The 21,247-nt window shown below is 49.4% G+C and carries 21 protein-coding genes; 8 read left to right on the top strand and 13 right to left on the bottom strand.

The features are described from left to right. Positions 1–94 precede the first annotated feature (94 nt). Together ABWW03_RS04655 and ABWW03_RS04650 are read right to left on the bottom strand one after the other, a co-directional pair. On the bottom strand, positions 95–1,087 hold the full coding sequence (locus ABWW03_RS04655; RefSeq protein ID WP_353406674.1) for an MBL fold metallo-hydrolase: 993 nt from the start codon (positions 1,085–1,087) through the stop codon (positions 95–97). Between the two features lie 82 nt (positions 1,088–1,169). Continuing rightward, on the bottom strand, positions 1,170–3,470 hold the full coding sequence (locus tag ABWW03_RS04650; protein ID WP_353406673.1) for a molybdopterin-dependent oxidoreductase: 2,301 nt from the start codon (positions 3,468–3,470) through the stop codon (positions 1,170–1,172). Between the two features lie 289 nt (positions 3,471–3,759). On the opposite strand from ABWW03_RS04650, the gene ABWW03_RS04645 reads away from it, so the two are divergent. The 3 genes from ABWW03_RS04645 to ABWW03_RS04635 all read left to right on the top strand — a co-directional run bounded on the left by ABWW03_RS04645 (position 3,760) and on the right by ABWW03_RS04635 (position 5,790). Next, a complete protein-coding gene (locus ABWW03_RS04645; protein ID WP_353406672.1) occupies positions 3,760–4,497 on the top strand; it encodes a class I SAM-dependent methyltransferase in 738 nt (245 codons plus the stop codon). Positions 4,498–4,525: 28 nt separating this feature from the next. After that, the gene (locus ABWW03_RS04640) at positions 4,526–4,690 is read left to right on the top strand and encodes a hypothetical protein (protein ID WP_353406671.1); all 165 of its coding nucleotides are present in this window, start codon (positions 4,526–4,528) and stop codon (positions 4,688–4,690) included. 167 nt (positions 4,691–4,857) lie between these two features. Continuing rightward, positions 4,858–5,790 carry a tetratricopeptide repeat protein gene (locus ABWW03_RS04635; RefSeq protein ID WP_353406670.1) on the top strand — a complete coding sequence of 311 codons (933 nt, stop codon included), beginning with the start codon at positions 4,858–4,860 and terminating at the stop codon, positions 5,788–5,790. Positions 5,791–5,945: 155 nt separating this feature from the next. Here ABWW03_RS04635 and ABWW03_RS04630 read toward each other — a convergent pair whose 3' ends face one another. The 4 genes from ABWW03_RS04630 to ABWW03_RS04615 form a co-directional block, all read right to left on the bottom strand. After that, entirely contained in the window at positions 5,946–7,433 is a 1,488-nt protein-coding gene (locus tag ABWW03_RS04630) for a methyl-accepting chemotaxis protein (protein ID WP_353406669.1), read from the bottom strand. 24 nt (positions 7,434–7,457) lie between these two features. Next, a complete protein-coding gene (locus tag ABWW03_RS04625) occupies positions 7,458–7,967 on the bottom strand; it encodes a DUF6436 domain-containing protein (RefSeq protein ID WP_353406668.1) in 510 nt (169 codons plus the stop codon). A 133-nt stretch (positions 7,968–8,100) separates the two neighbouring features. Further along, complete coding sequence (locus ABWW03_RS04620; RefSeq protein WP_353406666.1) at positions 8,101–8,940, bottom strand: NAD-dependent protein deacetylase; 840 nt, start codon at positions 8,938–8,940, stop codon at positions 8,101–8,103. Between the two features lie 15 nt (positions 8,941–8,955). After that, positions 8,956–9,933, bottom strand: a complete 978-nt coding sequence (locus ABWW03_RS04615) for a threonine ammonia-lyase (protein ID WP_353406664.1) — start codon at positions 9,931–9,933, stop codon at positions 8,956–8,958. 81 nt (positions 9,934–10,014) lie between these two features. Here ABWW03_RS04615 and ABWW03_RS04610 point away from each other — a divergent pair, with 81 nt between their 5' ends. Further along, positions 10,015–10,434, top strand: a complete 420-nt coding sequence (locus ABWW03_RS04610; RefSeq protein ID WP_353406663.1) for a thiol-disulfide oxidoreductase DCC family protein — start codon at positions 10,015–10,017, stop codon at positions 10,432–10,434. 24 nt (positions 10,435–10,458) lie between these two features. On the opposite strand, the gene ABWW03_RS04605 is transcribed toward ABWW03_RS04610, so the two are convergent. From ABWW03_RS04605 to ABWW03_RS04590, 4 genes are read right to left on the bottom strand one after another with little or no spacing between them, the layout of a single operon-like run. Further along, entirely contained in the window at positions 10,459–11,223 is a 765-nt protein-coding gene (locus tag ABWW03_RS04605; RefSeq protein WP_353406662.1) for an SDR family NAD(P)-dependent oxidoreductase, read from the bottom strand. Between the two features lie 11 nt (positions 11,224–11,234). Further along, positions 11,235–12,476 (bottom strand): cyclopropane-fatty-acyl-phospholipid synthase family protein, encoded by a 1,242-nt coding sequence (locus tag ABWW03_RS04600; protein ID WP_353406660.1) that lies wholly within the window; start codon positions 12,474–12,476, stop codon positions 11,235–11,237. Between the two features lie 5 nt (positions 12,477–12,481). Beyond that, positions 12,482–13,273, bottom strand: coding sequence for a DUF1365 domain-containing protein (locus tag ABWW03_RS04595; RefSeq protein ID WP_353406659.1), 792 nt, complete (start codon positions 13,271–13,273; stop codon positions 12,482–12,484). Further along, positions 13,273–14,604, bottom strand: coding sequence for an NAD(P)/FAD-dependent oxidoreductase (locus ABWW03_RS04590; RefSeq protein ID WP_353406658.1), 1,332 nt, complete (start codon positions 14,602–14,604; stop codon positions 13,273–13,275). Before ABWW03_RS04590 ends, ABWW03_RS04595 begins: the two co-directional genes overlap by 1 nt. A gap of 139 nt (positions 14,605–14,743) precedes the next feature. Between ABWW03_RS04590 and ABWW03_RS04585 the strand changes: the two genes are divergently transcribed. From ABWW03_RS04585 to ABWW03_RS04570, 4 genes are all read left to right on the top strand, one after another. Next, on the top strand, positions 14,744–15,298 hold the full coding sequence (locus tag ABWW03_RS04585) for a sigma-70 family RNA polymerase sigma factor (protein WP_353406657.1): 555 nt from the start codon (positions 14,744–14,746) through the stop codon (positions 15,296–15,298). Then, entirely contained in the window at positions 15,295–15,948 is a 654-nt protein-coding gene (locus ABWW03_RS04580) for a ChrR family anti-sigma-E factor (RefSeq protein WP_353406656.1), read from the top strand. Before ABWW03_RS04585 ends, ABWW03_RS04580 begins: the two co-directional genes overlap by 4 nt. Before the next feature lie 135 nt (positions 15,949–16,083). Continuing rightward, a complete protein-coding gene (locus ABWW03_RS04575) occupies positions 16,084–17,025 on the top strand; it encodes a MerR family transcriptional regulator (RefSeq protein ID WP_353406655.1) in 942 nt (313 codons plus the stop codon). Between the two features lie 7 nt (positions 17,026–17,032). Continuing rightward, positions 17,033–17,179 (top strand): hypothetical protein, encoded by a 147-nt coding sequence (locus ABWW03_RS04570; protein WP_353406654.1) that lies wholly within the window; start codon positions 17,033–17,035, stop codon positions 17,177–17,179. A 133-nt stretch (positions 17,180–17,312) separates the two neighbouring features. Here ABWW03_RS04570 and ABWW03_RS04565 read toward each other — a convergent pair whose 3' ends face one another. The 3 genes from ABWW03_RS04565 to ABWW03_RS04555 form a co-directional block, all read right to left on the bottom strand. Then, a complete protein-coding gene (locus ABWW03_RS04565) occupies positions 17,313–18,722 on the bottom strand; it encodes a cryptochrome/photolyase family protein (protein WP_353406653.1) in 1,410 nt (469 codons plus the stop codon). Between the two features lie 12 nt (positions 18,723–18,734). Beyond that, complete coding sequence (locus ABWW03_RS04560) at positions 18,735–19,685, bottom strand: YbgA family protein (protein ID WP_353406652.1); 951 nt, start codon at positions 19,683–19,685, stop codon at positions 18,735–18,737. A 385-nt stretch (positions 19,686–20,070) separates the two neighbouring features. Then, the gene (locus ABWW03_RS04555) at positions 20,071–21,231 is read right to left on the bottom strand and encodes an acyl-CoA dehydrogenase family protein (RefSeq protein WP_353406651.1); all 1,161 of its coding nucleotides are present in this window, start codon (positions 21,229–21,231) and stop codon (positions 20,071–20,073) included. Positions 21,232–21,247: the final 16 nt, after the last annotated feature.

The raw sequence follows: 21,247 nt of genomic DNA, 5'->3' as shown, positions 1-21,247 counted from the left end.
AAACATAGACCTTTAACACAGATGTTGGACCCAGCCCCGAAACAAGCTTCCTCGTAAAAGGCAAAACATAAAGTGGAATGAAGAAAACCAACACTTAGTTTTTCGCCCAGCGAACAATATTACTCAAGGACTTCTGTAAGCCATTCATAGGCTGAACAATGTAAGCACTGCCCGCCAAACGCTGTTCACCTGTGCGTTGTAATTGCTGATGCAGCTCGGCCAACTGATCAACCGTCATGGTCATGGGCGCTTCCTGAGCCTGATATACACTGCCGATATCATAAGCCTTTCCTGCGTCGCTACTCATTTCAACATGGGAACCCAGAATATAACTCACCGGATGTTTTTCAGCGAAGGCGTGAAGTTTGGCAATACTGCTTTTGTAGTCTTGCCAATGCTTTACGTACAAAACGCCTGGGTAGAAGCTGTCGCCGGTGAGCAGCCATTGTGTTTTGGAATCATAAACCGCAATGGCTTCTTCCTGATGACCCGGGGTTTTGATAATCGTTAGCGCACGGTCACCCATCGCAATAGTGCTTATGTCATTTTTATGGAAGTCGGCAAACGATTGCTTATCCGCATTGACCACCCGAGTATTGTCAAGCGACGCGAACACCTCATCACCGGCTGTATGATCACTGTGATGATGGCTATGCAATACTAATAAGGCTTTGCTGTTTCCGTGCTGGTGAATAAGCTTCTGAACAATATGAGCCAATTCCTCACCACCGTCATTGCTTTTGGCGCCGGTATCCAACAACACATTTTGGCGCTCGCCCAACAATAAATACATCATAGGAGACTCGGGGTTACTGCACTTGTTTTGGCGAATGATGTAACTGCTTTTGTCGTACTGGTGAATCTCGTAATTGGACAAGACTGACTCTTTCATTAGACGGCTGTCACAATCATCTTTTCCCGAGTTCCAGTATTTATATTGCAGGTCTTTCCCGGCAGCCATGCGTTCAATACGAGGCGCATTAAAACGAACATCGCTTTGAGAAACGGCTTCTGTAGAGGTGGTATTGGCGCATGCGGCCAAACTGATGGAACTGAATGCTATGGCTATGGCGATTATTTTTTTCACGATCCTTCCCTCATCTTGGTATTGCAAATTTAGACGAGGGAATATCGAGAACAGTTTAAAAAAAGTAAAAATAGCGCCTGAATCAACAGGCGCTCACTCTCGCAGGAACAAATTTATGCAGAGGGGTACCAATGAATCGATCGCGATGAAAAACGCTGGTGAGTTCATTCACGTACACACCCGTATCTTCCAACTCATTGTTTTCATTTACAAAGCGCATGCCCTGGCCATTCGGCACTGAAATGGTACCAAGGTGCATGCGCTCATCATACGCCAACTCAACTTCCGCTTGTCCGGTTTCAGTCTCCAACAACACCCGCTTGCCTTCTTCCAGGCCGAAACGCTGAGCGTCTTCGGGGTGCATGGTCAATGCGGTCACTGCTCTTCCCTTCGCCCATTGCGGATCGCGAATATTACAATTGGCGGTATACGCACGGCGAACACCCGCCACCAGTGCAAAAGGATATTCATCGCTGGTTTTATGTAAGGGCTCAAGTTTGTCCAGCACATCCACCTCATCGAGCAACTCCCCCATCAACATTTGCAGCTTGTTGTCCGGATGTGGAATACGCGCCCAACTTTCCTCATATGTAGAAACACCAATTTCAACGGCTGTCGGGCTATCAACCAGCGCCTGGAACAAATCACTCCCAGCCGTTGGTCCACTGAAGCCTGCACGCGCCGCTTCAGCACTGTGCTTGAGCACATACATCTGGCACAAGCCCCAGATCGCCGCGGTGGCCTCCTGACCTGCTGGCAACGCTGGCCCAAGGGTTCGGTAAAGAACATAAGGCAGATAACTGGCGATCTTTCGATTGCTCCCCATTTGGGTAAACAATTCCCCTTGGTAGGCGGCTAAACCCGTTTGTGCAGCAGCCTTCAAACTGTCCAGCTCGCCGTCTTCAAACACCGCCAACGCTTCTAACAAACGTGCATGCATTTCTGGCTCGCCCAGAGTATTGGGCATCGGCTTAAGCACGGGCTCACGCAAATAGAAAATATTCGCCGGGAAGTTTCTGGGAAAGAACGTGGCTTCCCACTTTTCATATTGGCTGGATGCTGGCAGAACATAATCGCATTCCAGAGCGGTTTCACTCATGACCACATCGATGGCCAAACTGAAATCGAGGTGACGCAGAGCTTTGCGCATACGTTTGGCGTCGGACAATGAGTGTACCGGATTGGAACTTTCAACAATCAGGGCACGTGGACGTCGCGGGTCCTCGTTGAGAATTTCTTCGGTCAGATAGTTGGCGGGAAACAGGCCGCTGACAATAGGCGCCCCAGTGACCGGAAGGGTACGACGCTCTGTCTCATAACCGTTTTCGTCCACCGGGCCGTAATCGACCGCAATCATTTCCGCCAACTGAGTAAACATACCCATGGTACCAGGCTTACCGTAGTTGCCATTCATGAGCATCAAAAGGAAATTCAGGTAGGTAACCAAGGTTGAATGTGGTGCCATCTGCACCCCGATATCCTCTTCCAATGCAAAAGATTCCGCCTTGGCAATAATTTCAGCGGTATCTCTTACCTGACTCGGACTGATTCCGGCAAACTCGGCATAACGATCAACATCAATCGCCTTGAAACGCTCAATCACCTTTTCGTAACCACTGGCATGCTCAGCCAGCCAGTCCATGGGCAATAGATCACTTTGAACGATATGCGCCAGTATGGCACCCAGGCACCAAGCATCACGCCCTGGCCGCACCGCCAGATGGATGTCAGCGTGGTCCGCTGTTTCACTCCGCCGCGGGTCTATCACGATTAAAGTACGCTCAGGGTCTTTTTTGATCTCTTTGAGGAACAATCGTGCCCGATCCAGACCATTACTCATGAAAGGGTTTTTGCCCACAAACATGGCCACCTTCGCATGATGCACTTCTGGATGGACCAGGCCACCGATCATGCGGCTGAACACCCAGGAAAGGCCGGTTTTTTCCTGTGAGATCGCGCTGCTTTTGTAACGAATGCCGAGGGCTTTGCGCAGGCTGGTCGCATAGGCGCCACCCAGATGATTTCCCTGACCACCGCCTCCGTAGTACAGGATTTTATCGCCGCCATGCTCATCCCTTATCGCTTGAAGCTTTCCGGCAATCTCGCCAATGGCCGTATCCCAATCGACGGCTTCATAGCGACCATCAGCCGTGCGACGCATGGGACTGCTGATTCTGGCCTGACTGTTTTGGTAGTAGTCGAGTCGCGACGCTTTATTGCAGATGTACCCCTGGGAGGTTGGGTGATCCTTGTCACCGCGCACCTTGAGGATCTGACGCTCATTGTCGCCACCTAACTTGAGTTGAATACCACAATTGACAAAACACAGATTGCAGGCGGTACTGTGCCATTCTTCATTGGCTTGCTCGGACTTGGCCATCATCTCTACCTTTAGGCTGGGGCATGGGCGCTTACCGGGTCCCATGCTTTATTATCGATGCTCGTATGATGATTATTTTATACAGGTATCTTTTTGGAACCCACTGATACTAGTGCGTCAGAAAGAAGAATGTCAAGATTTATCGGGGGCAAACCAAGATCAAGCCACGAGCCCAATCCAGCCTGACCGCACCACTTGCAACAGGCATGCCCAGACTCTTGCTTTGCCAATACTCGGAAATACTGGCAGCATGGCCCTATGTGTTTACTCTGACTGTGTTGGAGCCCTAGGAATGACTGCTCTATATGACCACATTGGAACACGGTATTCCCTCGGTCGCAGAACCGATCCCGAGATAGCTGAGCGTATTCACGCCCATTTGATGACAGCTGACTCCATTCTCAATATTGGTGCAGGAACAGGATCTTACGAACCCCAAGGGGCCAATCTCATCGCGGTTGAACCCTCACTCACCATGATTCAACAGCGCCCAAGCAATGCACACCTTGCCAAACAGGCGACGGCAGAAGCCCTTCCCTTTGAGGATAACGCTTTCAGCCACGGAATGACGGTATTGTCGATGCATCACTGGTCCGATCGTCAAGCGGCCTTTGATGAAATAAAACGTGTAGTGCGAAAGCGCTTTGTCGCCCTGACCTGGAATCCAGATTCCAAACCCTACTGGCTGAGCGAACGATATTTTCCTGAAATCCACCAGATCGATCAGTCAATATTTCCGACCTTGGCCGAGTTAGAGGAGGCATTTCCCGGAATCAAATTCATCACCCTGCCCATTCCGGCGAACTGTAAGGACGGTTTCACCGCATCCTTTTGGGCTAGACCGGAGGCCTATCTCAATCCAGAAGTGCGTGCATCTATGTCAACATTCTCAAAAATAAACGCACTCGAATCCGGCCTACAAAAGCTCGAAGTTGAATTGAACAATGGCTTTTGGCAAACTCAATATGGAGATCTACGACACAGAAGTCATCTGGACACGGGTTATATCATCGCGGTTTGGGATCAATAGATCGACGTCAGTCACAAAGGAACTCAGCATGACAAATTACGTAACCTGGGGCATTGTTATCGGTTCTATTATCGGTTTGTTTGCCGGTATTTTCTGGTTTGAAATGGGCCTGTCCATGCTTGCCGGGGTTTCCCTTGGCATCCTTGTCTCGACAGCACTGGCAACTTTCCGTGGAAAGCGCTCTTCAGCGTAATCCCTCGCGAGCCCGGTTCCAACACAAACTCATTCCTTTTGCTTAGGTTTTGTGTCTGTGAACCTTAAAATTTTAATAATTGGTTCGAACTTCCTATTGGCCTGAGCTCACCGCCCAGTACCATCCTCTTTTAAATTTCCCGGAACTCGGTAAAAAGAGGAGAGGCTGTGCGCGCTATTCTGTGCTGTATCGTATGTCTGATGGGCGCCAATGCATATGCCGATTGTCAATCGGCCCTTTTACAAAGCCAGTACAACATTGCGATTAAACACGCTGAGCAATCCATAACGGAAAGCAAGGCTGGTTATCAAACGTATCTCTGCCTCGGTCAGGTTTACCAGAACACCGGGAGATTTCAGGACGCGATTCACTATCTTAAAAAAGCCATTCCCCTTGCAAACTCTGAACAAGACAAAAACAATCTTTATTTTGACCTGAGTGTCGCGTTCAAATACACCGGAGACCTCAAGCAATCTCTGGCCTATATTAATAAGAAACTGGCCTTTGATCGCCGAACTCAAAACAGCGCCGAGATGGGGGTCAGCCTCGCAACAAAAGCCGCCATTCTGGGAGACATCGGCCGCCACAATCAAGCGATTGAATTATCCATCGAATCGATTCAATATCTGGAACGCGACACTGATCGCGCCTCCACCTACAACAATATCGCAACTGGCTACTCTTCTCTCGGCGATTTCAGAAATGCCTTTAAGTACATTAATCTGGCGATTGCAATCGATCGCCGACAAGCCGCGGCCGGCCAGAAAGATCTGGCCATACACCTAATGAATAAAGCGTATCTTTATCGTCAGCAAGGCGAATACCAACGAGCGTTAGCGACAATTAATGAGAGTTTGAACATTATTGAAACCCAGAATCATCAGTATTGGTTAATGAGCGGCCTGATTCACCGCGCCAAGACCCACGAGCTTTCTCAAAACTACGACCATGCCCTTCTTGATTTTCAAAATGCCGCCGGCCTTGCCAAGACGACCAAAGCCCAGGAGCTGCACTATCTTCTGAGTAAGGTGGACCAAATGGAAGATCTGACCGATCAATCTTCTGACAATAAAAAATTACTGACTCAGCTCAGCCAGTGATGTGCAAATACACCACGCAATGAAGTTCTTGAACTTTTCTATTACGAAACACTGAAGCTTTAACAAAAGCCCCATTGCATATAACTCACCGCGATGGCACAAGAGACAGAACCGACCCAATCGCCAGCTCACCACGGGAATCAAACAGAACACGTTTAAACGGTTTTAAACTTGCCGACGTTGAGCACCAGCTCGCGACTTTGGTCCACCATCGCGCTGCTCAGACCTTCACTCTGGGTAGCACGATCCTTATTTGAGCGTGACAGTTCCTGGATCTGCTCTATGTTTGCCACCATGCCCTGCACCAATTGCTGTTGTTCAACCGAAGAGTTTTCAACACCGGCCACGATATCCGACAGTGTATTCAAGTTACCCTGCACACGCTGTAAAACTTGTACCGTCGCCTGGGTTTTATCCACACAACGCTCGGCATTTTTACGGCTGCTGTCCATAGCCGACATCGATTGCTTGGAACTCTGCTGTAAGGCTTCCAATGTTTCCTGGACCTCGTTGGTGGTTGATTGTGTACGCTGGGCCAAGACACGAACCTCATCGGCAACGACCGCAAAGCCTCTTCCCTGATCCCCGGCACGCGCCGCCTCGATGGCCGCATTCAATGCCAACAGGTTGGTCTGTTCCGAGATACTTTGAATGGTGCCCAATAGGGCGTATATTTGCTCGCAGTGGCTTTCCATTTCACTCACTTTGCCAGACGCATTGCCAATCAAAGAATTCAAACTTTGAATGTCGCGCAGGGAGGCGTCACCCGCCTCAGTACCGCGACTGGAATCTTGATTGGCTTCGTCGAGTTGAGCCGTCGCTTGCTTAACCGACTCTGCAACTCGACCAGCCCCATCACTCAGTTGAATCACTGAACTTGCAATCTCGTCCGTCTGCTGACCTTGTTCCACCAGTTCTCGGGCGATCGCATTATTGCTCACATTCAGTTCACTTCCCTGGTCAGCGAGCTGGCAGGCTGTCGTTTTGACTTGCGCGGCTAACTGTTCTGTAGATTCCAGAAAGGTATTGAGTACATTCACGACTTCACAGTCCATGTCCGCTCGAGCCATCAGATTAACTTCACCTTCGGTTTGCATCACTGTATCAATACAACTGTTGACCGCTTCGGTTTGAGCGTATTCCCGCTTAGCATCAAGTGCCATCCAGACGACCACGGCGGTTTCGAAAACAACATAACCCGCGTGAAGGAAAACCAAACCCCAGGACTGATTGTCGGGGTTCAACATATACACTGGCTTGCCCTGACTCTGCAGATAATAAAACGACAAGTGATGAACCGCCGCCACACCGGCCGCAACTACAGGAGGCGCCCAGTCGCGGTAATAGAGCAATAACGCCAACAACACAAAAATACCGAAATGGTATTCGATCAATCCATGCCCCTGTTGAATATGCATCGCACAAAAAACCATAAAAACCGCCGCGACGGTACAACGCATGATTCGTGTGCCTGGAACAATATGGTTGAGCAGAAAGACCAATGCAAGACAGCTGCCTCCTGTCAATAAAGCCAGCATCCAAGTGTCGTATAAACCAGCCAAGGCCAGTCCATAGAGAAACAGACCGCAGCATATGCCCAACATCAGCTTGTCGGCTTTACGATAGTGATTGTGAATATTCATGAAATGACAACTCTCGATTAGTAGCTAGACGCGAGATCGCGTATCTGGCCAGGGACAAAAGCAACCGACACCCGCTGTGTTGTTTATCTGCGGGTTTTCACCGGTTTTCAGTTGGTTTAAAACCGGTTCAATAAAACTGGTTTTAGCATTACAAATAACGCCATTGCTGTATGGCCCAAAGTAGGCCAAGCGACCGTCACGATCCCAAATAGCCACCGCGGGACTGGAGGGAACCGCTGCCGCTGTCAGCGAAGAAGGTGTGAGTAATTCAAAGCGAATGCTCTGCGAGCTGTAACGTGCTTGCAGCTCCTCTCGGTGCTCACGCACATAGCGATTGCAGGGACAGTCCGGGTCAATAAATTGTTGCACGGTTATCTGGCCATTGGAGATCGCGAGAAGGTTCTGCCCATCAAATTGCGCCAATGAATTGTCGAACTTACCTAGCCAACGCCACTCCAGCAACCAGAGTGACAATAACGCGACAGAGCCCAAAACCCCGATCAGCGTGAAGGCCAGTGCTTCACGTTTTGTCATGCCAAATTCACCTTCCTTTGACTAGGCTATCGACAAAACGGGAATGAACTTTATATTTGCAGGGATATTTTGCCGACAGGAATGTCGAATCAGACGCAAACTGCTGGAGGCGGGTTGTGAAGGAATAAAGGGATTAAAGCGAGCGCAACGCCTCACCGACATCCATATCCAGCTTAAGCTGCAACAAGGCATCGGCTCGGGTCATCCCCAGGTTGATGGCCGCTATCGGCTTATTGATTTCCTCAGCGTATTTGCAGAAGCGAAACCCGGAAAACACCATGAGCGAACTGCCTATGATCAGCAAACCATCGGCTCTGCGGATAGCGTCTTTGGCGAGCGCCACCCGTGCTTTTGGAACCGTACCACCGAAAAATACCACATCCGGTTTTAGCGTCTCCTGCCCACACCTGGGGCAAACTGGGCAACGCACCTGGGCCATGTCCCAATCGTCAACATTAGCATCGCCATCAGGGCCCGCATCTATACCCGCCCCTTTAACGTAATCCCATAAGTCCGGATTCCGTTCGATCAACTGTGTTTGCACGGTTTCTCGTTGTGCAATGTGATAACAACTTAAACACTGCACACGATCGAGACGGCCGTGCAGATTCAATACATTATTCGAGCCGGCTTTTCGGTGTAAGCCATCGACATTCTGGGAAATCAATAACTCTATGCGCCCTTCTCGCTCCCACTGTGCGAGAGTCTTGTGAGCACGATTGGGTTTCGACGCAGAAACCAATTGCCAACCCAACACGCTGCGTGCCCAATAGCGCTGACGTTCAGAAAGCTCCTGAACAAATCGCTGATGCTGAATGGGCTCTCTCCTCAACCAATTACCTTCAGCGTCGCGGTAAGTAGGAATTCCCGACTCCGCACTCAAACCAGCCCCACTGATCACAACCAGGCGCGGGTGTTGTTGCAGAAACTCTCGCATGGCAAGAATGTCATTTGAGTTCAGAGATTGGGACATAATATCGAGAAACGTTTATGCGCTTTGTCGCTGCAGCATTTCAGCAAACCAATGGGGATCGACATTCCCGCCACTAGCGATGACCACACAGCGCTTATTCGCCACATCAATCTTCCGAGCAAGAAGTGCAGCCAGAGCCGCCGCCCCACCCGGTTCGATCACCAACTTTAAATGCTTCCAGGCAAAGTACACCGCGGCCTCGACTTCTTCATCACTGACCGTAAGAACATCGTTAACGTATTCCTGGTTGATGGGAAACGTCAGCTCGCCCGGAGCGGGTGTCATCAGGGAATCACAGATCGAGCTTCCTGTCTGGGAAACACTTTGTCGCTCCCCACTCTCAAGGGACAATTGAGTATCGTTGTACCCCTCAGGTTCAACACCATAGACTGTCAGGCTCGGCCAATGATGTTTGGCTGCCATCGCACTGCCTGAACACAAACCACCGCCCCCCAGGGGACTCAGCAAAACATCCGCCTCACCATCCATTTGTTCACAGATTTCCAGGCCCACTGTACCTTGGCCTGCAATGACGTCTGCATGATCAAACGGCGGCACGAAGGTCGCATTCAATCGTTCACAAAGCTCGTGGGCAATCTGCTCACGATTTTCGCTATAGCGATCATAAAACTGAACGTCGGCACCGTATGAGCGGGTGCGCTCGACTTTAATGGCCGGTGCATCTTTCGGCATCACAATGGTGGCTTGGATACCCAGCATTTGTGCCGTCGCTGCAACCCCCTGTGCATGGTTCCCAGAGGAACACGCTACAACACCCGCCTGTTTCTGCGCGTCGCTTAGCTGTGCAATTCGATTATAAGCACCGCGGAATTTGAACGCGCCTACATGTTGCAGATTATCGGCCTTGACGAATATTTGCCCAGAGCATATTTGGTCGAGCTCACGGCTGTGTAATAATGGTGTGACTTCAGCAACACCACGCAGCCTCTGCGCGGCACGTTCGATGTCCTGATAAGAAATGGCTAGGCTCATAGGTAATGGGTTCCCCTTTCATGGCGGGAACATTATGCCAGAGTTAAACCGTATCAGAAATGCACTTCGGAGCTCGACCCTATGCCCACTACTCAGGCGACTGAACTCAGTATTTTTTTCGATGGCACCTGCCCCCTGTGCGTCAAGGAGGTTGAGGCGCTCAAACGGCTCAATCAAAAAGAGAAGCTGGCGTTTCTGGATATTGAAGCGGAGGGCTTTCACGCACAGTATCCCTCAATCGATCTGAACGCTGCACGCCAAATACTGCACGGCCAAAGATCAGATGGCTCTTTTATCTATGGTCTGGATGTCAGCCAGCTTGCCTGGCGCCTGGTTGAATCCGGCTCCTGGCGCCATATCGTATTTTCAATCACACGCTGGCCGGTAATCCGCCCTATCGCCGACCTTGCGTACATCACTTTTGCACGAAATCGTTATCGGATATCCTTCCTGTTCACCGGAAAATCACGCTGCGAGAATGGTCATTGCAAAATTCGATAAAAGCGTTTTTTACCGTGAAGACACTCAAGCATTCGAAGACACAACAAACCTTCTAATCAATCTAAAATACAGTCCGTAGGGTAAGGCTCGCAGAAGCGACATAAACTGCGAAAATACCCACGGGAAGCGAATCTCAAACCCGCTTTTATCCAACCCTTTCACTATTGTCTTTGCCGCCCACTCCGCGGTAACACGTTGTGGCATGGTAAATTCATTTTTGTCGGTCAAAGGGGTTTCCACAAAACCCGGATTAACAATCTTGATCTCAATATTATGAGCATGAAGTTCTGTGTAGAGGGACTCTGCCAAATGAATCAGTGCCGACTTACTTGCGCCATAAGCGGCAGAATCCGGCAGACCTCGATATGCCGCCAGCGACGCCACGAGAACAATTTGCCCGCCCCCCTGAAGCCGCAATGTCTTGAGGCAAGCTTCCAAACAATGGGCTGTACCGAATACATTCAGCTCAAAAAGCTCCCTTAAGGCTTGGCAGTTAAACTCTGTTGCCGGGGCCGGATGATACGTGCCAGCATTTAAAATAATCTTGTCCAGCCTCCCCTCGTGCTGAATGTCCTCACAAACACGATGCACATCATCGGCTTTACAGATATCCAGCGGCTTGGGAATCAACAAACCCGGATAGCCAAGGCTTTCGATTTCTTGCTTTAACTCTTGTAAGGCCAGTTCGTTGCGAGCGGATGCATAGATATGCCGCTTTTCTTTCGCCAGTTCTATTGCCAGCGCTCGGCCAATTCCTTGACTTGCGCCTGTTAGCCATACCGACTCCATCGCTCGCCCCTCTACTCTGGTTTCGTCAGTTCAAACAAACGCACATCCACCGACTGGTAGTTGAAACCTGCTTCGCAGTAACACAGATAGTACTCCCACATACGCTTGAAACGCTCATCAAAGCCCTGGGTTTGAAGTTCCGGCCAAGCCTGAGTAAAAGATCGGCGCCAGACATTCAGCGTTTTCGCATAGTCAGCGCCAAATTCTCTCTCCCCTGTTAATGCCAAACCAACAGCTTCCGCCAATTCGCGGACTTTATTCGGGCTGGGTAACATCCCTCCTGGAAAAATATACTTCTGTATGAAGTCAGTATTCTCGCGATAGTGTTCAAAACGATGCTCGTCAATACAGATCACTTGCAAAACAGCCTTTGCCCCGGGTTTGAGTTTCTCCATGAGAATCTCAAAATAAGCAGGCCAATGTTCCTCACCGACCGCCTCGAACATTTCAATGCTGACAATCGCGTCGTATTGGCCATCCAAGTCTCGATAATCCTTCAGCTCCAGGCGAGCGCGATCAGACTCCCGGATACGAGCCATTCGTTCCTGCGCCCACATCAGCTGTTCCATTGACAATGTCACGCCATGCAGTTCCGTACCCAATACCGACATTAGCTCTTCTGCAAAGCCACCCCAACCACAACCAATTTCAAGCACCCTGTCGTGAGGGGCGATATTGGCCATACGAATGACCTCCCGATATTTTTTTGTCTGTGCTTCCCGTAGCGACAGTTCTTGATTGTCATACAGAGCGGAGGAATAACTCATGGACCGGTCCAGCCAGAGACGATAAAAATCGTTCCCAAGATCGTAGTGATATTCGATATTTCTTTTACTGCCTTCCCGACTGTTGGCATTTTTTCGATGCGCTAAGCGATTCCATAATTGACTGAGGAAGCTACCCGAAAAGCCTTGTTCGATATTGTCCAGATTGGCCATTGCCCAGTTACATACATCGATCAGACTGTCTGTATCCCAATGCCCCTTGAGATAGGCTTCCGACCAGCCAAGAACACCGGAACTCAGAGCTGCAGTCAATGCTTTGATGCTGACAATTCGAACCTTGGCAACCGCTATCCCTGGTTTGATAACCCCTAATGTCACAGTCGACTGCTCTTTAGTGCCGAAACTGATTTCAAATCGACTCAAACCCAAAGACTCGAGATGTCGAACCAAATATCGCTGCCATAGATTCAGCATAGGATAGTTATCAGACTGCTTGGCAACACCGTTCTGAAAATAAGAACCTGACATTTCACTCACCGTTGTTTTTTTGATTTGATACGACCCATGCTCACAGCAGGTCCGGTTTGGGTTTGAAAGCGATACCACGGAACCGATCGCAGAAAAAGCTTCAGAGCATGCCAGTGAATAGCCAGGATGACTTTGAAGTTATTGAAGATCGATTGTTTGAAAAAGTGAAGGAGAGATCGCTTTTCTAAACATTCAAAGCGACCGTCCCATACCGCATGGAATGCCAGTTCATCTCGATTTGAAAAACGGATAACCAAACGGAATGCTCCTTCTGACAACGACAATTTGAAACGATACTCTCCCTCCATGGTAGAAAAGGGTGAAACATACATCTGCTTTTTAGCCACATGCCAGGGCAATTCTCCTGCGCTTGTCTGCTCCTCAGGAAGATTCACGACGTAATGATGCCTCTCCCCTCGAGTGTTCCTGACCTCGTAAACGATCGTATCTATTTTTCTTTCCTCATTGAGGCACAGCCACACACTCAATGGATTAAACGCATAAGTGAGTATTCTTGGACTGCACAAGAGCATGACTTGATGAGGAATCGGGCAGTCGTGTTTGCACAACAACTCATTAATGAATGCTCGTACCGAATGAGCACCACCTTGGCCATAATCCTTATCATGAAACGCCATTGCGGCCGTCTTATTTCGGCTGAACAGCGGCGAAAGCGCGCAACATGCCTCCAGTTCATCGATATCCAACAGCATACAATTATGCGCTTGCGCTAACTGGTATCGCTCGGGTTGCAAACGTGTGTGTTTTACCGAGCCATAGACCAACTTACTGTTCATCAGGCAGCCTCTGTAGAAAGTTTGCCACGGCACCAAGATTCCGGGAGGGGAATTCGCGCGTTCCAATGATCCCTGCGGTCAGACCAGGGGCGAGCCAATCCGCTCAATGCTTCGGCCACAAGTAAGCCTGACTGCAGACCATCTTCATGAAAGCCGTGGCCACACCAAGCGCCGCAGAACCAAGTATTGTTCTTACCCTGAAGATCCCAGAGTTGGGTTTGAGCCTGTTTGGTCTCATGGTTGAACATTGGATGGTCATACAAAAAACTGGCGTGAATTTTGTCTTCCCGAGGCATATTGAGCGGATTCAGGCTGACAATCATTGCCTCAGGGCAGTCCAGGTGTTGCAACTTATTCATCCAATAACTGACCGAAACATCAGAGGCGCCGTCGGATAAATAATTCCAGGCCGCCCAGGCCGCCTTGTTCTTCGGCATTAGAGTTTCGTCGCTATGAAGAATGGCGCGATTGCGTTGATAGTGAAACGCTCCCAGTAGCGCCGTCTCCTCGGCATTCGCATCGCTGAGCATCTTCAAACTTTGATCTGGGTGGCATGCAAATACCAATTCATCAAAGTCCTCTCGATTACCTTGCCAGTCTTCCAGCAGAATTCGACCGCCCATCCGTCGTACAGACTTTACCGCTCGGTTGCAAAGCAATTGCCCGCGATAATCATTCACGATGCGCGTTACGTATTCCCGACTGCCACCGACGACCGAATGCCATTGCGGGCGATTCGCCAATTGCAGAAGGCCATGATTGCGACAGAACTCAATAAAGCTGCTGGCGGAATATTCCAGCATTTTCTCCATGGGAGTCGACCAAATGGCCGCCCCCATGGGCAGCAAATGGTTGTAGATAAAAGAGCGGCTGAGTTTTTGTTGCTTCAATAGCTCACCCAGACTGATGTCATTGGGAATCGATGCGTTCTCGCTCCCCATTCGGCGATAAAAGCGGACAATATCAATCAACATGCGCCAGAATTCGGGGCGCAGGCCATTCGAGCCCTGCGCAAAAATCCCTCCCAGACCTTCTCCTCCCGCATATTCCATATGATGATTGCTCACTGAGAATGACATGGAGCACGCCTGGGTTTCGACACCTAGATAGTCAAATAAGGCCGTTAGATTGGGGTAGTTATGCTCGTTGTACACAATGAACCCCGTATCAACAGGCAATGTTCCAATGCTGCTGTTGACGTCAACGGTATTGCTGTGCCCACCGAGTCGATTGTCTTTTTCATACAAGCAAACCTCATGACGCTGTGATAGCAACCATGCACACGATAAGCCGGCAATACCTGAACCAATAACTGCGATTTTTTTAGACATTTTCTTAGACAATATTTATCGTTGGGTATACCTAGTCATACGCTGCCCTTAGTCGAGTGGATCAGTTCAGATTTTGTTATTTTTTGGTGATCCAAATACTGATCCCCGTCGTATAGAGAGTATGCAAACGGGAAATTCGATGAGTGAAGCCCAAGTAGAGTCAGTCGTGGAAATGGATTGGAACCAGTGCCTGGAGCAAATAGCGATAACAGGCGACAAACGCCTGTTCATGAAATTTTATGATCATTTTTCGCCGCGCCTGCATTCCTGGATGCTAAAACTCTGTGCCGACGCAACGCTCGCCGAGGAACTCTGCCAAGAGGCCTTCCTGCAAGCCTGGCGTAAAGCCGCCAGCTATGAACCCCGCAAAGCCAGCGCTTCCACTTGGCTCTTCACGATTGCACGAAACCTGTTCATTGATGCCAAGCGCCGACACAAAGTCGAGCAGAAGCACCTACACAGCCTGAAGAGCGAAGACATTCAAATCGAGCACTTCAATTTGGATTCCAACACTGTGAAAGAGGCTATTGCCAAGCTCCCACATCGACAGGCCCAGGTCATATACCAATCGTATTATCTTGGACACAGTCACAGCGAGATCGCCGAGATCATGGGGCTGCCCTTGGGCAGCATTAAGTCCAGTATCCGCCTGGCCTTTCAGAAACTCTGTAAAGACTTAGATGTAACGCCATGAATATCAATCACCACCCAGACGATTCCACACTCTTAAGTTACGCCGCCGGCAGCCTGCCAGAGTCATTTGATGTTGTGGTTGCCTGTCACCTGCAACGCTGTGCCCACTGCCATGAAAAAACCTTTCAGGCCGAGGCCGTAGCCGGTCAATTGCTTGAAGCACTCAGTAATCAGGCGCCCTCACACAGCCGTGCATTCAGAGATGATTTTTTCCAGAAACTGGAAAGAGAGCCCCTACCGGAACCGAATACTGATCTGATTGACCCACGTCCCGAAACGATACCTGAGGCAATTCACGCTATTTTGTCCGGTAACAGCGAGGACCTACCCTGGAAGCGCCTCGTCCCTGGAATGCACAGTATTGCTCTGGAATCGAGTGATGGCGGCCTTAAGTTACTGCGCATCGCGCCTGGCCGAAACCTCCCGATGCACAGCCACCAAGGCACCGAACTTACTCTGGTTCTGCAAGGCGCCTTCCAGGATGAGCTGGGCTGCTTTAATCCCGGAGACGTTGCTGACCTGAATCATGAGGTGGAACACCAGCCAATTACCATCGGCAATGAAGCCTGCATCTGCCTGGTGGCCATGGATGCCCCTCTGCAATTCAAAGGTTTGGTCCCCAAATTACTGCAACCTTTCATCGGCTTTTGATTTGATTCACCCCATTTTGTCTAATTTTATTAGACAAAAATTAGAAATAATCATACTTGTATAGAAAAAATTGAGTATTCATAGGCTGATATTGCTATATCTATAGTCATAACTTAGGCAGGGCAGGAAATAGCTATGAATCAATTTGCTGAATTTGGCATTGCTACCGTATCCAGACAAACAGGCATTAGCGCGCATCGGCTGCGCGCCTGGGAGCGTCGCCACCCTAGTCTACTGGTAGGTCGTAGCGACACCGGACGTCGACGCTATTCAGAGAAGGACATTCTCAAACTGCAAACCATCAAGCAATTGATCGATGACGGCTATAAGATTGGAGAACTCGCGACCTTGACTCAAAGCGAGCTTTCAAATCTTTGCGGCCGGCATATCGACGGTTCGAACCTCAGTCCCTCCCGTCCAGAAGGCGATCAGCTCCGCATACTGAGCTGCGGAGAATCGATTCCACCCTTGCTGATCAATAAGCTAAGCAACCATCAGGGCATGGATACACATACCCGTTTACGCAGCTTTGCCCAGATTGCCGAGGCGCTGCAGGGACATCACTTTGATATTGCGGTATTGCAGATTGAAACCCTGAACGCTGCCGCATTGCATAGCCTGCGAGAGCTTCATCACAGCCAGAAAATCAATTCTGTATTTATTCTGTTTCATTATGGCCTGCGTGAGCTGGTCGAAGAACTGAGAAGCTATGGTTTCAAGCTCTGGCGTGCACCCGTAAACATTGCCGAGCTGTATCAGGCCATTAGCCAGCTGGCGAATCCTGAGAATGAACACGAGATCGACAGCTCGGGCATGGCACCGGCGCATATTTTCAACCCTTCCCAACTGAACAAATTGAGTAGCGTCAGTACTGCCATGGACTGCGAGTGTCCCAAACACATCTCAGAACTCATACAAGCCTTGTGCGCATTCGAGAGTTACAGTCAACAGTGTGAAAACCGTGACACTGAAGATGCCATTCTTCATCACCGAATTTACCTGCAAACCGCACATGCACGCCATACCATGGAGAAAATGCTGCAACAGGTCATCGAAGCGGAGAACATTCAACTTTGAAAATACCATGAGCCGCTCACAAGACCGAAGGCGATTGTTGCTGGCGGCAGGCCTTATCCAAACCCACGGGCAATACCAGGATGGGACCTATCATCTCGATCACGTGCAACTTGATCAGGGCCCTGATGGCGACCAGATTTGCTTACCTTACTAAGGGTGTTAATCTGAATCTGGGTTTTCATCACATACTTAACAGCGACGCCCAGCCGTCGAGAACTGGAAGAGGTGTACGAGCGGTTGGGCAGAATCATTAAAAAACCATTCTTCGCTCGATCGCTGATTCTCCCTCAACCCTCAACATCGAAAAACGTCAGCGCACGCTGACGCGCTGCCTTGTAATCAACAATTGGGGCAGGATAGTTTCTCATCAACCGTTGTTCATGACTCGGCCAATGAATGGAGGCATTGTCGAGATCCGCAAGCTCAGGGAGGAACCGTTTGATGTATTCACCGGAGTCATCGAATTTTCGGGATTGAGTGATTGGATTAAAAATTCGAAACCAAGGTGAGGCATCACAGCCCGTTGAAGCACTCCACTGCCAACCACCGTTGTTCGAAGCAAAATCACCATCCACAAGATGCGCCATAAAAAAACGCTCTCCCTCACGCCAATCCAAACACAGCAATTTGCAATAGAAACTCGCAAGCAGCATGCGTAAGCGATTATGCACCCAACCGGTTTGAGCCAACTGTTGCATGGCAGCATCGATGATCGGGAAACCCGTTCTCCCCATTTCCCAGGCTTGCCGAGCCTTCTGATTTGACAACCACTTCCGAGTCAACGGCTCGCGTTTAAAGTCTTCGCCTCGACTCAAGTGATCAAAATTGAGCATGAGGCAACGATAAAAATCTCTCCAGGCCAGCTCTCTTACCCAGCTATGATGCAAACATTCTTCATAGTTCAAGCCCTGTTTGGCACAAACAGAAAATAAGACGTGTAAACAACGCCGGGCACTTAACAGGCCAACCGCCAGATAAGGTGACAATGCACTGGTGCCCGCGATAGAGGGGTAATCTCGCTTTTCGTGATAGTGTTTGGCCTTTTGCTGACAAAACCGTAGCAGTTGCTCATGCGCCTTTTTCTCTTCACCCTGCCATAAATCGTCCCGAAACGTCTCTGCTCTGGAAATGCAAACGGGCTCGGGTATGTTAACGGTCTTTGCAATGGCTTGAGGGCCAGGTAATACTTGTGGCAGCTCATCACGAAGCACGCTTAACCAGTTGTTATACCAGGGTGTAAACACTCGATAAACCGCCCCCTGCTTGTTAAGTAAAGGGGTATGAATAATCCGATCATCAGCGTACTGCTGCACAGACACTCCCTCGCTAACCAGTGTTTCAATAACAGCCTCATCTCGGCGTCTTTCGTTGAGAGGAATTTCACCGTTGAAGTGCAAATTGTTAATGCCGTTGTTCTGACAATAGTGCAGCAATGCCTTTGGAATATCGTCAAAGAGCGGGACCTTCAACCGCTCAAATGTAATCCCCAAATTTGCGAGCGTTTTTTGCAAGGCTCGTAATGCTGACTGGAGAACACCCAATTTTCGAGGCGACTCATTGTGCAAGCACCATTGTTCCGGGCAATCGATAAAAACAGCGTGTACTGCCTCACTATTATTTATAGCGTGTTGACAGGCGTAATACAGTGCTGGATTGTCATCTATTCGGATGTCATTTCGAAACCAAACAAGTTGCATTGTAACAACACCTCAAAGTCCATTGCGCAAGCCCAGTGCTTCGGGGTATGGATCAAAGTAGCTTTGATCATTGATATAGTCACCACCAAATCTTGGGGTGTAGTGTTTCAACAAAGTCATTGGTGCAATCAAAGGCAGTTCACCTCTGCGGTAACTCTTAATCACAGAGACCAAATTCTGACGCGACTTGCTATCCACATGCTGCTTTAGAAAGCCGAGAATATGCATCATGGTATTGCAGTACCCTGCTCTCGATGCTGGCTTAGCAAGAATATCCATAAAGCGGCGTTCATACTCCTCAGCCCCATCGATCAATGCTTCGCGTTCAAGCCCGGCAAGGAATCTCCCCAAGGCAACGGTTTTGTTGTAGTCGTGCGCTTGCATAATGAATTTGTGTCGACTGTGAAATTTCATCATCTCACCGACGCTCACTTTTTTCATAACCTGGCTACGCCATTGGTGATAACAAAACACTCTCAGTACAAAATTTTCAAATAGGTATTTATCATGCAGGCGCCCCTCTTCTTCAATCGGCAGGTTGGGGTAGGTTTTACGAAGCTGTTCAGTGAACAACCCCTCACGCGTTTTTGAGTGGGGATGGCCATTATCTTGGTACACCTTGATACGCTCGAGGCCACAACTAGGGGAATTTTTCATCAAAATGTAACCATGGATAGCCTGCATTTTTGGCATTGCCTCTCGGCTTGCGGTAATTAACTGCGCACTGACATCAGCGTTATGATCATCTCTGTAACTGAGTCGCGGCTTGTCTGGGTTACCGGTCAAACGCATGCTTGGACGAGGCACAGAAAACCCCGCGGCCACCTCTGGACAAAACGCGCTGTAATGAAAATGCTCGCTTAAGGTCTTGAGGCACAAGCTCGACTGACAGTGGCCGCCGTTGTAGCGAACTTCCTGCCCAATGAGGCAGGCACTGATTCCGATCTGTATTTTCTGTTGCATGGCATGTCTCCTGTTGTTTTCGGATCAAGGCTTTCAGCAAACGACGACTGACCATAGTTCATTGATAGGTAAACCTGATATTGCCCCCTTTACACGGGATCAATGAGGAACTGTTTTAAGTAAGGGCGCAGAGCTTCAACCGTAGGCGCTTGAGGAGCACCCCAATTACACGACATCACCGCTGTCGGAGCACGTCCTACCTTTTGATGGGGGTTTGAGATCTCTGCCAAACAAGCCACAGGCCTGTACTCCAATCCACTAGGTGACTGAAATAATTGTACAGAGCATTGAATCTCGCAATGGAATGGAGAAAAAGAACAGATTTTGCCTAACTAAATACGTTATTTATTAGGCAAAATCTTGTCAGAAATACGATATTGGACACTCAATCCAATAAACTGCGGTAGTTGTCAGAAAAGACATCACGACCAATGATCAACTTCATGATCTCGGAACTTCCAGCCAGAATGCGATTGATGCGCGCATCTGTGAACATTGTACAAATTGGGTATTCCTTCATGTAACCTGCACCGCCGTGAAGCTGCACCCCCAGATCCAACATGCGACCTTCAATTTCCGTAGCCTGCAATTTCGCCTTGGCCGCCATATTCACGGTCAACTCACCCTTGTTGTGCAAGCTCACACAGGTATCCACATACGCCTGCATAATATCAATCTCGGCATCCATTTCTGCCATGGTGAACTGGGTGTTCTGCATATGAGACAGCGGTTTGCCAAACACCTTACGCTCCATAACGAACTGACGCGTGAGATCAAATGCACGACGGGCATTCGCAGTTGACCCAACAGCAGCAATCAGGCGCTCTTCGGCCAATCCCTTCATCAAATAAAAGAAACCGTGCCCATGCTCACCCAAGACATTGTCTTTTGGAATGCGTACATTATTGAAAAACAATTCGGCGGTGTCTTGAGCTTTCATGCCCATCTTGTCGAGATTGCGACCTCGCTCGAAGCCGTCCATTCCGCGCTCAACCACTACCAGAGTCATGGCGTGAGGGTTGTTCTCGGGATCGGACTTGGCAGCAACAATCACTAAATCTGCATTGATGCCGTTGGAAATGTAGGTTTTCGAACCATTGAGAATAAAATCGTCGCCATCAGGCTTCAGTGTGCTACGCATGCCAGCCAGATCGCTCCCCGCGTCGGGTTCTGTCATGGCGATCGCCAAAATTTTCTCACCGCGAACACAAGGAGGCAGGAAACGCTTTTTCTGCTCATCATTCCCAAAGTGATCCAAATAGGGGCCAACCAATCGGCTGTGCAGTGTCGCAAACCACTCACCAGTCCCGACTCGAGCATTTTCCTCAATAATGATCTGTTCATAACGAAAATCACGATCGCCCATGCCACCGTACTCTTCATCGGGCCAGATCATTAAAAAGCCCTGCTCGCCGGCTTTTAAAAAGGCTTCACGATCGACAATTTCCTGCTCGCGCCATCGTTCCATATGAGGCGCAATTTCCAGCTCCAGAAATTTGCGATAAGCCTCGCGAAACATGGTTTGTTCTTCAGTAAAGCTTCTCATGGTGACTCTCCTCTTT

The organism is Pseudoteredinibacter isoporae (genome assembly GCF_040372805.1).
GTDB lineage: Bacteria > Pseudomonadota > Gammaproteobacteria > Pseudomonadales > Cellvibrionaceae > Pseudoteredinibacter > Pseudoteredinibacter isoporae_A.
Note: the sequence above shows the minus strand (reverse complement) of the source record. Positions and strands in the feature narration are given on the sequence as shown.